Here is a 14,612-nt window from a genome sequence, read left to right on the forward strand (position 1 = left end):
CACCGCCGCTTTTGTGCCCGTCTGTTAAGCTGCGCGGCTGTATGAGCGCACCCACCTCGCCTACCCCCTCCGTTCCTGTTCCGGCCCCTGTGGCGGGCGAGCGGGTGCTGTGCGCCATGTCGGGCGGGGTGGATTCCTCGGTGACGGCGGCGCTGCTGAAGGATCAGGGGTATCAGGTGGTGGGCGCCATGATGCGCTTCTGGCCGGATGACAAGCGCACGGACACCTTCGATTCGTGCTGCTCGCCGGACGCGGCCTACGAGGCGCGGCGGGTGGCCGAGCAGGTGGGCGTGCCGTTCTACCTGCTGGATTACCGTGAGCAGTTCCAGCGGCACATCGTGGGGCCGTTCATCGACGAGTACAGCCGGGGGCGCACGCCAAATCCCTGCGTGAACTGCAACACGAAAGTGAAGTTCGACGAACTCGTGAAGAAGGCGAAGATGCTGGGCTGCCGGTACGTGGCGACCGGGCATTACGTGAAACGCGTGGAGAACGCGCAGGGTGAGGTGGAGTTCCACCGGGGCGACGATCCCCGCAAGGATCAGACGTACTTCCTGTGGGGCACGCCGCGTGACGCGCTGCCGTTCATCCTGTTCCCGGTGGGCGAACTGGAGAAACCGCAGGTGCGTCAGATCGCCGAGGAACGCGGCCTGCTTACCGCGCAGAAACCCGAGAGTCAGAACATCTGCTTCGTGCCCGGCAAGGTGCAGGACTTCGTGGCCGAGCACCTTCCCCAGGCACAGGGATTCATCCGCGAGATCAGCAGCGGCGAGGTCGTGGGCGAGCACCTGGGCACGCAGTTCTACACGCTGGGCCAGAAGAAGGGCCTGGGCCTGTACCAGTCGCACCGCGTGCGGCACGTCGTGCACCTGGCGCCCGACACGAACACCGTCTGGGTGGGCGATTACGACGACTGCCTGTGGACCGGCCTGAAGGCGCAGGGTGCCAACTACCTGATCGACCTGACCGACCTGCCCGACGAGTTAGAGGTTCAGGTGCGCTACCGAACCGCGCCCGTCAAGGCCCGCGTCGTGCGCACCGACGAGAGCGGTTTCGAGCTGGCCTTCGCGGACCCGCAGTTCGCGGTTGCGCCCGGCCAGAGCGCCGTGCTGTACGCCGGGCCGCGCCTGCTGGGCGGAGGGCTGATCGAGGACCACGTGCCCACCCTGCCGGAAGCCAAGGCCCCACCCAGGAAAGGACCGGCCGTCCTGCTGTCCTGATGCTGGCGCACCTGCGCCGGTTTCCCGTGGCAACCCGCGCACCCGATGTCCAGGACGTTAGACAGACTGCCGTCTGTCTCGTTCGAAACCCCCAGCGGCGCCCGGCATGCTAGGGCCGCAAGCCGCTTCTCTCCTGCTCGCTGAGCGACGCAGCTCTCCGAGTTTGCTCGGGTTGAACAGCTTGCAGCCCTTTGAACCGGAGTTCGAATTCTCCAGCAGCCACGCGCTGGGCACAGTGGGGCGCAGTCTCAGCGCCGGCGCCGGTTTTCCACGGCTTTCAGGTGACTGCGGATGCCCTGGCCGGCCATCGGTTCATCCGCGAATCGCGGAATTACGTGCCAACCCGGCAGTGTGCCCGCCCCCGAGAACCACTGAGAGATGTGATACGGATTCCGCTAAATTCCACCACAGTCGGAAAAGCGCCGCCTGCGGCTCCATACCGCTAAGGGGCGTCCATTTTTCCTGCTCACGTCCGCTCGAATTGATTTGGCACTGCACCGACTCAATCGGAATGGGTACCAGTACCCATTCAGTACGTGCCGCCGGGCGCGACGCGGCCGTCGGGTTCGTGGCCCTGTTGCAGGTCGATCAGGAAGTCGCGGGTCAGGTGCGCGCCGCGCCGGACGAGGTCGGTGGTGGTGCTGGCGATGTGAGGGGTGATGATCACGTTCGGCATCTGCCAGAGCGGGTGCGTGGCGGGCAGGGGTTCGGGGTCGGTCACGTCGAGGAACGCGCCGCCCAGCCGGTGTTCCCGCAGGGCCTGGACCAGGTCGTCCGTGACGATCAGGTTGCCGCGCCCGACGTTCATGAGCCACGCGCCGGGATTCAGGAGGGCCAGGGTGTCGGCGTTCACGATGCCGCGCGTGTCGGGGGTGCTGGGCAGCAGGAGCACGACCCAGTCGGCGGCGCGCAGCAGGTCGTCGCGTTCTTCCGTGGGGGTGGTGCTGCGCACGGCGCGCACGTGCGCGCCGTGCGGGGCGAGGAGTTCCTCGAGGTTCCGGCCGATGTGCCCGTGGCCCCACAGGACGATGTTCAGGCCGTTCAGGGTGCCCAGGCGCGAGTCGCTGGGCAGGGTCGGACTGGCCCACTGCGAGCGGCCCTGCGCGTCCCGGAATACGTGCAGGCCGCGCGCGGCGGCCAGCATGCCGGTCAGGGCGTGCACGGCGACGGCGCGGTCGTGCAGCCGACTGGCGTTGAACAGGGCCACGCCGTCTGGCAGGCGGCCCTGAACGTGGTCAATGCCGGCGGTCAGGGTCAGCACCCATTTCAGGCCGGGGGTGCGCAGCAGGCGTTCGCGGGTCTGCTCGCTGGTCATCCACAGGACCACGCCGTCGGCCGGGCCGTCCGGAACGTGCGCGCGGTCGTAGTGGTCGAGGGTCACGCCGGGCACACCTCTCTCGTCGGGCTGGCTCAGGGCGCGGAAGTCGGGCAGGTCTGGCAGCAGGACACGCATACCCGCATTATTCCCCTTCAGGGGTGGGCGGGTTCGGGGACTCCTGGAGGGTCAGCCACTCGCTGCGCGTGAGTTCCATGTGCACGTCGGTGCGGCCCTGCCGTTCGGTGCGGCCGACCTCGCGGAAGCCGCAGGCCAGGAACGCCCGCTGCGCCCGGCGGTTGTGGCCGAAGGTGGTCAGGCGGATGCGGGAGAGCGGGAATTCCCGTTCCAGGAACGCCCAGCGCAGCAGGGCCTGCACGGCCTTGCGTCCGTAGCCGCGTCCCCACAGCTCGGGGTAGCCGATCATCACGCCGAGCGTGCCGGTCGTGGCGCTCAGGGGGGGTGGGGGGCGCAGGTCGTACAGTTCGGCGCTGCCGATCAATCGGCCGTGTTCGTCCATGACGCCGAAACCGTGGCGTTCCCCGGTGCGTTCCTCGTCCTGCATGACGCGGCGGAACAGCCACTCGGGCATGCAGATGGGTTTGGCGTCGTTCCAGTCGGCCAGTTCGCGGCTGCGGAAGAAGGAGTGCAGGGCGCGCCACTCGGGCGGCGTGAAGTCCAGCAGGGCTTTAAGGGTGACGTGCGGGGGGAGGTCGGTCATGCGTTCAGGTCTCGGCAGTATCCAGGACAGAGGTATCCAGGGCAGCGGTATCCAGCGCGGCGGCATTCTGCGGGACGGTATCCAGCGCGACAGGCCCCAGGGCGCGCGTCACGTCCCGTGTCAGGCGGTCGAGGTGAAAGGCGTCTCCCTCGGCGCGCTGCACCTGCCGGGTCTCGGGGTTCACGACCAGCAGCGCCAGCAGCTGTCCGTCGGCGTGGCGGATATTCACGCCGGGGTGCCCCTGAAGGTCCGTGCGGTCGGCGGGGCTCAGGGCGGCCCAGGCGGGCTCGTGGGCCTGCAAGCCCAGGTGCGCGGTGGGCAGGCGCAGGGCGCGCACCTGCCCGGCGAGCCACGCGACCGCACCGGGTTGACCGCCGATCAGGCCCTGCTCCAGGTGCGGGTGCGGCTGGTTGTACGTGATGGGGCGCCCGTCGCGGCGCGTCAGTTCGCCCCCGGCGGCGCGCAGCAGGGCGTGCCCAGCGGCGATATCCCACTCGCTGCGAGGGGACATGCTGAAGGTCGCGTCGGCCTGCGCCGCCGCAATCCGGGCAAGTTTCAGGGCGATGCTGCCGCTGGGCTTCATGCCGTTCAGGGACGCGGCGTGCAGTTCGCGGGTGTATTCGGTATCGGACACGGCCACGCGCCAGTCCGGGCCGGGGCCGGGGGCGGCGACAGGCTGGTCGTTCAGGAACGCGCCCTGGCCCACCACGCCCGTGTATAACTCATCGGTTTCTGGGGCGTACACGACGCCCAGAATGGGCTGCCCCCCCAATACGAGGCCGATGCTGACGCAGTAGTCGGGCAGGCCCGTCGAGTACTCCCTGGTGCCGTCGATGGGGTCCACGAGCCACACGCGGTCGTGGTTCAGGCGGGCGTGGTCGTCGGGTTCCTCCTCGCTCAGGAGACCGTCGTCGGGGAACGTGGCGGCCAGGGCAGTCGTGATCAGCGTGGAGGCCTCGCGGTCGGCCACGGTGACGGGATCATCGGCGCTCGTCTTGTGTTCCACGGTGAATCCGGCGCGCAGGTGCGCCAGGAGCAGCGCCCCTGCTTCGCGGGCCAGCGCGGCGGCGACCGAGAGTTCATGCGAGAAGTGCGGAGCGGTCATGCCTCCGAGCATAGCGGTCACGCCCGCCCGGATGCGGGTCCGGGGGATGCGAGGCCAGCAAGACTGGGGCCAGCAAGTGTGGGGCCAGGACGTGTGGGGCCCAGTATCGCCGCCGACGGGCACAGGTCCGATAGGACGCAGATGTCGCAGCGGGGGTGGCGGGCCGTGCAGATCTCGCGCCCGTGCCGCACGCCCGCGACGTGCAAGGAGGCGCGGGCGGCCCAGGTGGGCGGCGTGACCGCGTCGAACCAGCGGACGACGCGCGCGGCCGTCCAGCCGTCCGGCACCCATTCCAGGCGGCGGGCCAGGCGGTCCAGGTTCCCCTCAACCGGCATGGCGGCGCGGCGCAGGTCAAACAGCAGCGTCAAGGAGGCCGTATGTCGGCCCACGCCGGGCAGGGCCTCCAGGCGGGCGCGGGCGGCGGCGTCCGCTTGGTCGCGCAGGCCCTCCAGGCTCAGCGGTCCGGTGTCGTCCAGCGCCTGTAGCAGCGCGTGAATATGGCGGGCCTTGCTGCGGTGCAGGCCGCCTCCCGCCGCTTTCAGGGTGCCCTCCAGGCCGTCCGGGCCGTCGAGCAGCGCGGCCTCCCAGCGCGGGTAGCGTTCACGCAGCGCCGCCCACTGCCGATCGGCGGCGGCGCGGGTGTTCTGCTGGCCCAGGATGGTGCGGATCAGGCCCGAGAGCAGCGTCTCCGGGCGGCCCGTGCGGGGGGCGGGGCCACCGGGCAGGTACTGCGCCTGCAGCCGGGCGCTGACCAGCGCGAACGTGTGCGGAACGCTCGGGGCTGGCACAGTGGAAGCTGACTGGGTGGGGGCGGGCGGCGCGGCGGGTGCAGCGGGCGGGCGGCGGGCGGGCATTCGCGCAGGCTAGCGGCGCGGCGGGCCCGCAACCGTGCGCGTGGGCGCGGTTGCGGCGGGGCGGGTGAGCGGCCGTCCCAGGGCCGCGCAAAAAGCCCCCGGATGGGGGCAAGGGCGGTGGGAGGCGCGGGCGTCAGGCGCGGCGGGCCTGAACGACCTTGAAGATGATCGGAAGGACGCTGACCACGATCACGCCGCCCACGATGATCAGGATGTACCGGTCGAGGTTGGGGATCAGGCCGCCCAGATAGTAGCCCAGGGCGGGCACACTGACGCCCCACAGGACCGCGCCGACCAGGTTGTACAGGTTGAACAGGCCCAGCGGCATGCGGCTCACGCCGGCCATGGTGGGCACCAGGGTCCGCACGACCGGCACGAAGCGCGCCAGGATCACGGCCAGCCAGCCGTACTTCTGGAAGAACAGTTCAGAGCGGGTGATGTACTCGGGCTTGAAGAACTTCGCGTTCGGCTGCGAGAAGATACTGCGCCCGAACCGGTGCCCGATCCCGTACCCGGCGACGCAGCCCAGCCCGGCCCCGACAATCACCGCGGCCATGACGCCTCCCAGGTTCAGGTTACCGTTGGCGGCCAGCACCCCGGCGGCCAGCAGCAGGCTGTCCCCGGGCAGAAAAAAGCCAACCAGCAGCCCCGTTTCGGCAAAGATGATGGCCAGAATACCGAAGTACGAGGCGGAGAGGATCAGGGCGGTCAGATCGTGCATGGGGCACAGGCTACCCCGCGCCGCCGCGTGGGCGAGTCATCCGCCCGGATGAGGCGCGGTCATGCGGGTAAGCGGCTCAGCGGGCGCGCAGGGTGGCGGTGTTGCCGGCGGCGTCCGTGACAGCAATGTCGGCCCACACGCCGGTCGTTTCGGCGTAGAAATCCACGCTGTTGCCAGGGGTGATGTTCAGGCGGTTGCCGTCCACCAGAATCTGCGTCACGCGGTTGTTGTCGGTGGCGGTGCCCGAGACGCGCACCACGCCGCCGCTGCGCTCGAAGCGGGTGATCTTCAGGGTGGGTTTCACCGGGTCCACGCTGACCGGCAGGACCAGCGTGCCCTGGTTGCCGGCGGCGTCGCGGGCGGTGATGGTGTACTTGCCGGTGGGCGTGCTGAGCATCGTCTGAAACTCGAAGCGCGCGAGTTTGTCGCTGCCCGGCTGGATGGGAATCGGCTTGCCGTCCACGGCGATCTGCGTGACGCCCACGTTGTCCAGCACGTACCCCTGAATCAGGAAACTCTGCTTGCGGCTGGCGCTGCCGTCACTGGTGACGCTGATGTGCGGCGCGAAGGTGTCGGTCGTGCGGGAGCATCCCGGGAGCACGGCGGCCAGTGTCAGGAGCAGCGTGGACGCGGCGGCGCGGGAAAACGGACGGCAAACCATGCCGGAAGTATAGAGCACGGGTCCGGAAGCTCTCGCCTTCACAACCGGGCAGAGCGGGTGGAGCTTGCCGAGCAGCACGGACCGGAGCCGCAGCGGGCCAGGTTCCGGGCGTGGAGTGGGCAACCGGGATTTCTTCCGGATCGCTTGTGAACCCCTCGGCACTTCATGGCAGGAGCCTGCCTCCAGAGGGACGCCTGTATGGTCTTGGCTATTGCAGCCTCCCTCCCGCGGACCGGTTGCTGCCCCTGGACCGTGAGCGGGCATGACCGGGCGCTGCCAGGGGGCGTCTAGAATGCCGGGCGTGAGTTCGTCCGCTGCCCGTCCGTCTATTCGTCCGTCCGCCCGTGCCGGGTTCATTCCTGAAGGCACGCGCGACGTGCTGCCGCCCGAGTGGTCGCAGCGCGAGGCCCTGCGCGCGCGCCTGAGGACGTGCTTCAGCGCGTGGGGGTACCGGGGGGTAGAGGTCCCGGCGCTGGAGTTCGCCAGCGCGGACCATCCGCAGGACGCACTGGCCTTCAAACTGATCGATTCGGGCGGGGAGGTGCTGTCGCTGCGCAGCGAGTTCACGACGGCGGTTGGCCGGCTGGTGCGCTCGCGGTTCCCTCAGGGGCCGTTCCCGCTGCGCCTTCAGTACGGGGGGCGGCTGTGGCTGCGCGCCATGACCAGCGAACTGGGCCGCCTGCGTGAATTCAACCAGATGGGCGTGGAACTGATCGGCGTGCAGACCGCGCAGTCCGACGCGGAACTGCTGCACCTCGCGGCGGCGGCGCTGGAAACGGCGGGCGTGCAGGCGCAACTGGAAGTCGGATACCCGGGTTTCGTGGACGCCGTGCTGGAGGACGCGGGCCTGAGCGGCGAGGCGCGCGCCGCCGTGCACGACGCCATTGACCGCAAGAGCGGCCCGGACGTGGATCTGCTGGCCGCGCAGCATGGCCTGAGCGACACGGTGCGTGGCACGCTGCACGCCGTCACGGACCTGTACGGCGGCCCAGAGGTGCTAGACGCCGCGCAGGCGCTCGCGCCGGGCCTGCGGGCGCAGGAGGCGGTGGCGCACATGCGGCGGGTGGCGGCGCTGTACGGCGGGCCGCTGCTGTTCGACCTGGGCGTCAGCCGCCGCTACGGGTACTACACGGGCCTGACCTTCCGGGCGTACTCGGCGGGCCTGAACCAGCCGGTGCTGGGCGGCGGCCGCTACGACCTGCACGGCGGACTGCCCGGCGCGGGCTTCGCGGTGGGGCTGGAGCGGCTGATGCAGGCGCTCGCACCGGTCCTGCCGCCCGAACCGGAGGTGGTGCTGGCCCTGGATCTCGCCTCGGCGCGGGCGGCGCGGGCACAGGGATTGCACGCGGAACTCGCCTGGACGGACGACGCGGCCCAGCTGCGGGCCTTCAGCGCGGCGCGGGGCATTCGCCGTTGGGTAAGTGATTCGCCCTCTGGCCCGAGCTTCACCGACCTGAACAGCGCGCAGGTGACGCCATGACCCCGGCTCCCGTGCGCAGTCCCGACCACCTGACGCTGGCGCTGCCCAAGGGCCGCATCCTGGAGGACGCCATCGCGCTGCTTTCACAGGCGGGCCTGCCGCTCAGCATGCCGGAAAAATCCCGCGCGCTGCGCCACGAGTTCCCGGGCGTGACCATCCTCGAACTGCGCAACCAGGACGTACCGACCTACGTGGACCTGGGCGTGGCCGACGCCGGAATCGTGGGCAAGGACGTACTGACCGAGTCGGGCCGCACCGTGTACGAGCCGGTAGACCTGCGCTTTGCCGCGTGCCGCCTGTCCCTGATCCGCGAGGTCGGCGCGACCGGCGAGATCACCCGTGTAGGCACCAAGTACCCCCGCGCGGCCCGCGCGTACCTGCACTCGCGGTGCATCACGGCCGAGACCGTGAAACTCAGCGGGAACATCGAACTCGCCTGCCTGACCGGACTGGCCGACGCCGTCGTGGACCTGGTGCAGACCGGCGGCACCCTGAGCGCCAACAACCTTCAGGAAATCGAGGTGCTGTTCCACTCGACAGCGCGCCTGATCGTGAACCGCGCCGCCCTGAAAGTCCGCGCCGCGCGCCTGCGCCCCCTGATCGAGAACCTGCGCGCCCTCACCGCGCCCTAAGCCGCAGGGCGCAAGCACCAGGGAGTGATACGGACTGCGGTTGTTGGGTTCATAACCCTACCAACGCGCTGAGTTGCCAACGCCGGGCACGGAACCTGCTTCGCTCCCCCTCGCTCCGCTTGAACGGTCGTTGAACACCGTTCAAGCGGAATCCGTCTTACATCGCGCGGTTCAGGGCGGCCGCCATGCGGTCCAGGGCCTCGGTCAGCAGTGTGCGGCTGGTGGCGAAATTCAGGCGGATAAAGCCCTGGTACTGGGACTTGTGACTGTCGTGCGCGAAGACGGGGCCGTCGTGCACGGCGACCCTGGCCTCCTGTAACAGGAATGCCTGGATGTCGGCGGCGCGCGGGTGGGCGCGCAGGTCCAGCCACGCGAGGTACGTGGCCTGCGCCTCGTGGAATTTCACCCACGGCAGGTGCTGGCGCAGGTAGTCGCTCAGGAAGTCGCGGTTGCCGCGCAGGTACGCCACGGTGTCGGCCAGCCAGGGGCCGCCGTCACGCAGCGCGGCCTGCCACATGGTGATGCTCAGGGCGCTCTCGTGGCCCATCAGGCCCCCGGCGGCCCGGCGGACGCGGGACAGGAGCGCGGCGTTGTGGCTGACCATCACGCCGATGCCCAGCCCGGCGGTGTTGAAGGCCTTGCAGGGACCAGTCAGGGTGATGGTGCGGCTCTGCACGCGCGGGTCGGCGGCGAAACTCTCGAAGGCTTCGCCGTAGCGCAGGTCGGCGTGCAGTTCGTCGCTCATGACGAACAGGTCGCGGGCCAGCACCAGGTCGCGCAGTTTCCCCAGTTCCTGCGCGTTCCACACGCGCCCCGTGGGGTTGTGCGGGTGGCACAGCAGCAGCAGGCGCGACCCGCGTGAGGCGGCGTCCAGGGCGGACCAGTTGATCTCGTATCCGCTGTCGCCGTCCCGCAGGGGCACGCCGGACACGCGGCGGTCCTGATCGGTGATCGCCAGGTGGAAGGGGTGGTACACGGGCGTCATGGTGACCACGGGCTCGCCGGGAGTGCTCAGGGCGTGCACGGCGGCGTAGATGCCGGGCACCACGCCGGGCAGGAAGGTCATGTGCTCTGCGCCCAGACCGCTCAGGCCGTAGCGGGCCAGGGACTGGCTCAGCTGCGCTTGCAGGATGGGATCGCCCATGAGTTGCGGGTAGCCCAGGCTGCGGTCCAGGCGGGCGCGCAGGGCGTCCATGATGGGCGGCGCGATCCCGAAGTCCATGTCTGCGACCCACATGGGAATCACGTCCGGGTCGAAGGCCGTCCATTTCAGGGAGTCCGGGTGTCGCAGGGCGGCGGTGTCCAGCGTGTCGCGGTCAGCGGTGTGCAGCGTGTCGGCGGGCCTGGATCCAGCGTCGGTCATGTGCCCGAGCATACGCGGGCCGGGCGTGAGTTTGCGCCGGGCGGCGTTCATGCCCGGCCCGCGGCGTACACCCCGGCACGCGGCGTACACTCTGAGGAATGCTGGCAATCATGGGCGCGATGGATGAAGAGATCGAGTTGTTACTGGCGGACCTGCGGGACCGCGAGGACCTGACGTTCCCTGGCATGACTGTGCACCGGGGCGCGCTGGACGGCGTGCCGGTCCTGCTGACGCGCGGCGGTATCGGGAAGGTGAACGCCGCCATGACGACCACGTACCTGCTGACGCAGGGCGCGACCCGCGTGATCTTCACGGGCGTGGCGGGCGGCGTGCACCCGGAACTGCGGGTCGGTGACATCGTGGTCAGCACGGACTGCGTGCAGCACGACGTGGACGTGACCCCGCTGGGCTACGAGGTGGGGACGGTGCCGGGCGAGTTGCCCGCGTGGCCCGCCGATGACACGCTGCGCGCCGTGGCCCTGGAAGCGGCGCGGGACGTCGAGGGCGTGCGCGTCCTGGACGGCCGCGTGGCAAGCGGGGATCAGTTCATCGCGTCGCGCGAGGGCGTGCAGCGCCTCTGGACCCGCTTCGGCGCGGCCTGCGCCGAGATGGAGGGCGCGGCCGTCGCTCAGGTGTGCGCCAAGGCGGGCGTGCCGTTCGTGGTGATCCGCTCGGTCAGCGACACCGCCGACCACGACGCGACGGTGGATTACCGCGAGTTCATGCCGCTGGTCGCGCGTCACGCCAAGCAGGTCGTGCGCGGCATGCTCGCCCGCCTGAACGCGCCCGCCGTCTGAACGGGCCGGTGACCCCGCCACTCCCCTCGCCCCCACCCCCGTCGCCTACCTCCCCGGCCCCCGCGTCCCTGACCGCCCGCCTGAACGCCCCGGCCCGCTTCCTGCTGGGCCTGGGCGTCCTGATGGCCTTCGCAGCGCTGGGGCAGGCGCTGGTGGGCGCGCTGCACCTGCCGCTGCCGGGATCCGTGGTGGGCATGGCGCTGCTGTGGGCGGCGCTGGGGACCGGACTGGTGCGCCTGCACTGGATCGGGGACGCTGCCGACGGCCTGCTGGGCATTCTGGGCCTGCTGTTCGTGCCGACCACCGTGGGGTTCCTGCAATTCCTGGGGGCCGGGGCCGCGTGGGGCGTGTGGCTGCTGATCATGACAGCCGGGCTGCTGCTGGGCGCCGGGGCGGCCGGACTGCTCGCCTCGCGCCTGCTGCGGCCGGAAGGCAGCCCGGATCACCCGGAGGGGCGGCCGTGATCTGGCTGACCGTCACGCTCCTGGCCTTCGCGGGCGGCGTGCTGGCGCAACTGCGGGTGCGCTCCCCGCTGGCGAACCCCACCCTGATCGGCACGTTGATCGTCGCCGCGCTGCTGCTGCTCACGCGCGCGTCCTACGGCACGTACCTGCGGGACGTGCAGCCCCTGACCACCCTGCTCGCCCCGGCGGTCGTGGCGCTGGCCGTGCCGCTGTACCGCCTGCGCGCCCTGCTGGCCCGGCAGTGGCGCGCCCTGCTGCTGGGCGGCCTGAGCGGCACAGTGATCGCCGTGGCCGCCGACGCCGGACTGGCCCAGGTGCTGCGCGTGAGCCCCGAGGCCGCGCGCGCCCTGTTGACCGCGCCCGCCACCAGCCCCGTCGCGCTGCAACTCGCGCCGTTCACGCACGCGCCGCCCGCCCTGGCCGCCACCCTGGCCGTCCTGTCCGGATTGATCGGCGCGCTGATCCTGCCGCCCGCCCTGAGCGCCCTGGGGGTCACGCATCCGCTGGCGCGTGGCATCGCCATCGGGGCCGTCGCGCACGGTGTCGGCACCGCCCGCGCCCGCGAGGAAGGCGAGCTCACGGGGGCCGCGAGTTCCATCGGCATGGGACTGGCTGCGCTGAGCGTCACGCTGCTGGTCGCGCTGCTGGCGTGAAGGGGCGCGGAAGGTCGGTCGTGGAAACCGGGCCCCGCCTCCCTTGACCTCGGGCCGCGCAGCCGGGATGCTGGGCGGCATGGCGCGCACAGTAAACCCCATTCAGGACCGGGCGCGGCGCGCGGCGCTGGAGAAAGCCGCTTACCTGGCGATCTACGAGCGGGGGTACGCGGGTGTGACGCTGGCGGACATCGCGGCGCACGCGGGCGTGAGCCGGGGCACGCTGGTGTATCACTTCGGCAGCCGGGCGGGGCTGCTGGCGGCGGTCATGCGGCGCTTCTCGCGGACGATTGCGGTGGCGACGCGGCGCGCGGTGCGGCAGGCCGGGTCCCCGGACGGGAAGCTGCGCGCGTACGTGGACAACCAGTTTTACGGTCTGGAGAACACCCGGAGGTTCCACACCGTGTCCCTGGATTTCCTGGCGGCGGCCACGCGCGACCCGGCCCTCATGTCGGTGCAGCGGGCGTTCCTGGCGGATTCGCTGGCAGTGGATCTGGAACTGGCGCGGCTGGCCGGCGAGTCGGGCGCCGCCGGGCGGGCGCGGCTGCTGCGGGCGCTCGTCGAGGGCCTCAGCGTGCGTTTTCTGGCGGACCCCGAACCGAACCTGGGCGCGTACCGCGAGGACTGCCTGAGCGGCCTGCGGGCGGTACTGGGGTGGGAGGCGGGGGGGTAGAGAGACGGGGGGGGTTGGGGTCAGGGGTGACCGGGCAGGGCGTCCAGCGCCGCCCGGAGTTGCCGCGCCCCTTCGAGCAGGCGGGGACCGGGGCGGCCCAGGCCACTCTCGTGAATGGCGACGACAGGCACGCCCAGGCCGCGCGCCTCGATCACGTCCGGGCGGAGTTTCTTTGCGCCGCACCAGGAGCACACGATCAGATCCGGGCGGGCGGCGCGCACCTCATCCAGGGTCAAAGGCGTGCTGCGGCCCGCGCGGTCGGCCAGGGCGTTCACGGCGCCCAGGCCGTCCAGTAGGTCCGTGACCCAGGAATCGCGGGTGGCGGCAATGATGGGCCGGGGCCACCACTCGACCAGCACCCGTGGCGGGCGCTCGTAGGCGCGGTGCAGGGCGCTCAGGTCGCGTTCCAGAGCGTCGGCGACCCCCTGGGCGCGCTCGGGCATGCCGGTGGCCGCCCCGACCACCCGGATGTCGTGCAGGACGCCGGGCACGCTGATGGGGTCGAGGATCAGGGTGGGCAACCCGGCCGCCTGCACGGCGTCTACCACGTGCTCCATGCCAGGCACGCTGAGGCTCGCCAGGACCAGGTCCGGCCGGGCGGCGATCAGGGCGTCCACATCGATGTTCAGGTCCGGGCCGAGGCGCGCGGCGTGCTCCAGGCCGGGGCCGTCGCTGTGGCTGTCCACGGCGACCAGTTGCCGGGTCACGCCCAGGGCGTGCAGGATGTCGGTGTTGCTGCACGTCAGGCTGGCAAGGCGCAGGGGGGGCATGAGGGCAGTGTAATGCGTGGCCTGCCGCTGGGCGCGCGGGGTGCGTGCTGGGCGGTCAAACGCCCCCTGACCGTATGGTAAGCTCAGCGGTATGAAGAACACGTTCGCCGTCTCCATGACGCTGCTGCTGGCCCTGACGCTGGGCGGCTCGTTCGCCGCGTACACCACCGCCACCAGGCCTCACCATGAGGAGTCGCACTCGAAAGGCGCGGCGGTCCCCAGTGAAGAGGCACCCAGCGCGACCAGCTCGGCCACAGGCGCGGCCGGTTCCGCCGGGGCGCAGGGCGACGCGGTCGCCGCGAACGAGGGCGGCACGCAGGGCGGCGAGAACGGCGCGGTGGCCGCGGGCGGCGCACTGAGCACCCCGGAGACCCCCTCAGCCAGCACGGAGGGCACGCAGGCCGACTCGACGCCCAGCACGCAGGGCGCGACCGGTCAGGAGCCCGCCGAGACGGCCGCCGCCGCCGAGCCGCAGGGCGACGCCACGGCCGGTGGGAAAACCTACGCGGTCAGCTGCGCCGGCTGCCACGGCGCCAACGGTGAGGGGCAGATCGGCCCGAGCCTCGTGACGGCCGACGGTCCCAACGGCTGGACGCTGGCGCAGTTCACGACCACCCTGCGCGAAGGCAAGACCCCGGAGCGTGAACTGGGCGCCGTTATGCCGCGCTTCGACGAGAAGCAGCTGACCGATTCGGACATCGCGAACCTACAGGCGTTTATCAAGACCCTGAACTAAGTACGTTGAAGCTGACATTGCGAGATTCCGGGAAAGCACCGGAATCTCTCCATTCCCTCTCCAACGTACTTTCTTCTGCTACGCGCTCCGCGCGGTTTATCTACAAGATAAACGCAGTGTACTTAAACCTAGGCGCGCAGCGGACCTTCACGCAGGAGCGGCGGAGGTCCGTTTCGCATGTCGGGCGACCCAGGGCTGGGCCTCCTGCCGCCGGGGGCTTTGGGTATGCTGGGGCGCATGACGGGTCGGCTGCTGTCTTCCTCTCCCCTGCCCGAGCGGCTCGGGCCTGCGCTGAGCGGCTGGTCGGTGCAGGCAGCCTGCCCCGAGCGGCTGGTGGGCGCGGCGGGGCTGCTGCTCCCGCACGACGGGTTGCCGGTCGCGGACGTGCGGGCGTACCCGCAGCGCTGGGAGACACTGACGCTGCTGACGGCCGCGCTGCGGCGGGGT

Annotated in this window: 16 protein-coding genes and 1 pseudogene; 9 read left to right on the forward strand and 8 right to left on the reverse strand. The window is 70.8% G+C overall.

Annotated features, from left to right (window positions below; genetic code table 11):
- The first annotated feature begins 41 nt into the window (after positions 1–41).
- Positions 42–1,220 (forward strand): tRNA 2-thiouridine(34) synthase MnmA, encoded by a 1,179-nt coding sequence (gene mnmA, locus QZ271_RS09940; protein ID WP_291431007.1) that lies wholly within the window; start codon positions 42–44, stop codon positions 1,218–1,220.
- Positions 1,221–1,749: 529 nt separating this feature from the next.
- Here mnmA and QZ271_RS09945 read toward each other — a convergent pair.
- The 6 genes from QZ271_RS09945 to QZ271_RS09970 all read right to left on the reverse strand — a co-directional run bounded on the left by QZ271_RS09945 (position 1,750) and on the right by QZ271_RS09970 (position 6,597).
- On the reverse strand, positions 1,750–2,673 hold the full coding sequence (locus tag QZ271_RS09945) for an NAD(P)-dependent oxidoreductase (RefSeq protein WP_291431008.1): 924 nt from the start codon (positions 2,671–2,673) through the stop codon (positions 1,750–1,752).
- 7 nt (positions 2,674–2,680) lie between these two features.
- Positions 2,681–3,256 carry a GNAT family protein gene (locus QZ271_RS09950; RefSeq protein ID WP_291431009.1) on the reverse strand — a complete coding sequence of 192 codons (576 nt, stop codon included), beginning with the start codon at positions 3,254–3,256 and terminating at the stop codon, positions 2,681–2,683.
- Positions 3,257–3,260: 4 nt separating this feature from the next.
- Positions 3,261–4,361, reverse strand: a complete 1,101-nt coding sequence (locus QZ271_RS09955) for a 3'(2'),5'-bisphosphate nucleotidase CysQ (protein ID WP_291431011.1) — start codon at positions 4,359–4,361, stop codon at positions 3,261–3,263.
- Positions 4,362–4,378: 17 nt separating this feature from the next.
- Positions 4,379–5,215 carry an endonuclease III gene (gene nth, locus QZ271_RS09960; RefSeq protein ID WP_291431012.1) on the reverse strand — a complete coding sequence of 279 codons (837 nt, stop codon included), beginning with the start codon at positions 5,213–5,215 and terminating at the stop codon, positions 4,379–4,381.
- 133 nt (positions 5,216–5,348) lie between these two features.
- Positions 5,349–5,936: a DedA family protein gene (locus tag QZ271_RS09965; RefSeq protein WP_291431013.1), complete on the reverse strand. Its 588-nt coding sequence runs from the start codon at positions 5,934–5,936 to the stop codon at positions 5,349–5,351.
- A 76-nt stretch (positions 5,937–6,012) separates the two neighbouring features.
- Positions 6,013–6,597 (reverse strand): hypothetical protein, encoded by a 585-nt coding sequence (locus QZ271_RS09970; RefSeq protein ID WP_291431015.1) that lies wholly within the window; start codon positions 6,595–6,597, stop codon positions 6,013–6,015.
- 292 nt (positions 6,598–6,889) lie between these two features.
- Here QZ271_RS09970 and QZ271_RS09975 point away from each other — a divergent pair, with 292 nt between their 5' ends.
- Together QZ271_RS09975 and hisG are read left to right on the forward strand one after the other, a co-directional pair.
- A complete protein-coding gene (locus QZ271_RS09975) occupies positions 6,890–8,077 on the forward strand; it encodes an ATP phosphoribosyltransferase regulatory subunit (RefSeq protein WP_291431017.1) in 1,188 nt (395 codons plus the stop codon).
- On the forward strand, positions 8,074–8,709 hold the full coding sequence (gene hisG, locus QZ271_RS09980) for an ATP phosphoribosyltransferase (protein ID WP_291431018.1): 636 nt from the start codon (positions 8,074–8,076) through the stop codon (positions 8,707–8,709). The genes QZ271_RS09975 and hisG overlap by 4 nt, the downstream gene beginning before the upstream one ends.
- Before the next feature lie 157 nt (positions 8,710–8,866).
- Here the strand turns inward: hisG and QZ271_RS09985 are convergent, their stop codons facing one another.
- Positions 8,867–10,072 carry an aminotransferase class I/II-fold pyridoxal phosphate-dependent enzyme gene (locus tag QZ271_RS09985; RefSeq protein WP_291431020.1) on the reverse strand — a complete coding sequence of 402 codons (1,206 nt, stop codon included), beginning with the start codon at positions 10,070–10,072 and terminating at the stop codon, positions 8,867–8,869.
- A 98-nt stretch (positions 10,073–10,170) separates the two neighbouring features.
- Here QZ271_RS09985 and QZ271_RS09990 point away from each other — a divergent pair, with 98 nt between their 5' ends.
- From QZ271_RS09990 to QZ271_RS10005, 4 genes are all read left to right on the forward strand, one after another.
- Positions 10,171–10,869, forward strand: a complete 699-nt coding sequence (locus tag QZ271_RS09990) for a 5'-methylthioadenosine/adenosylhomocysteine nucleosidase (protein WP_291431022.1) — start codon at positions 10,171–10,173, stop codon at positions 10,867–10,869.
- A gap of 8 nt (positions 10,870–10,877) precedes the next feature.
- Positions 10,878–11,333: a CidA/LrgA family protein gene (locus QZ271_RS09995; RefSeq protein ID WP_291431024.1), complete on the forward strand. Its 456-nt coding sequence runs from the start codon at positions 10,878–10,880 to the stop codon at positions 11,331–11,333.
- Positions 11,330–11,986, forward strand: a complete 657-nt coding sequence (locus tag QZ271_RS10000; protein WP_291431026.1) for an LrgB family protein — start codon at positions 11,330–11,332, stop codon at positions 11,984–11,986. Before QZ271_RS09995 ends, QZ271_RS10000 begins: the two co-directional genes overlap by 4 nt.
- A 79-nt stretch (positions 11,987–12,065) precedes the next feature.
- Positions 12,066–12,659 (forward strand): TetR/AcrR family transcriptional regulator, encoded by a 594-nt coding sequence (locus QZ271_RS10005; protein WP_291431028.1) that lies wholly within the window; start codon positions 12,066–12,068, stop codon positions 12,657–12,659.
- 20 nt (positions 12,660–12,679) lie between these two features.
- Here the strand turns inward: QZ271_RS10005 and QZ271_RS10010 are convergent, their stop codons facing one another.
- On the reverse strand, positions 12,680–13,429 hold the full coding sequence (locus QZ271_RS10010) for a helical backbone metal receptor (RefSeq protein WP_291431030.1): 750 nt from the start codon (positions 13,427–13,429) through the stop codon (positions 12,680–12,682).
- A gap of 91 nt (positions 13,430–13,520) precedes the next feature.
- Here QZ271_RS10010 and QZ271_RS10015 point away from each other — a divergent pair, with 91 nt between their 5' ends.
- The gene (locus tag QZ271_RS10015; RefSeq protein WP_291431032.1) at positions 13,521–14,165 is read left to right on the forward strand and encodes a cytochrome c; all 645 of its coding nucleotides are present in this window, start codon (positions 13,521–13,523) and stop codon (positions 14,163–14,165) included.
- 237 nt (positions 14,166–14,402) lie between these two features.
- A pseudogene (locus QZ271_RS10020) lies at positions 14,403–14,612 on the forward strand (globin); the annotation flags it as partial.

It is taken from the genome of Deinococcus sp. (assembly GCF_018260555.1).
In the GTDB taxonomy this organism is placed as follows: domain Bacteria; phylum Deinococcota; class Deinococci; order Deinococcales; family Deinococcaceae; genus Deinococcus.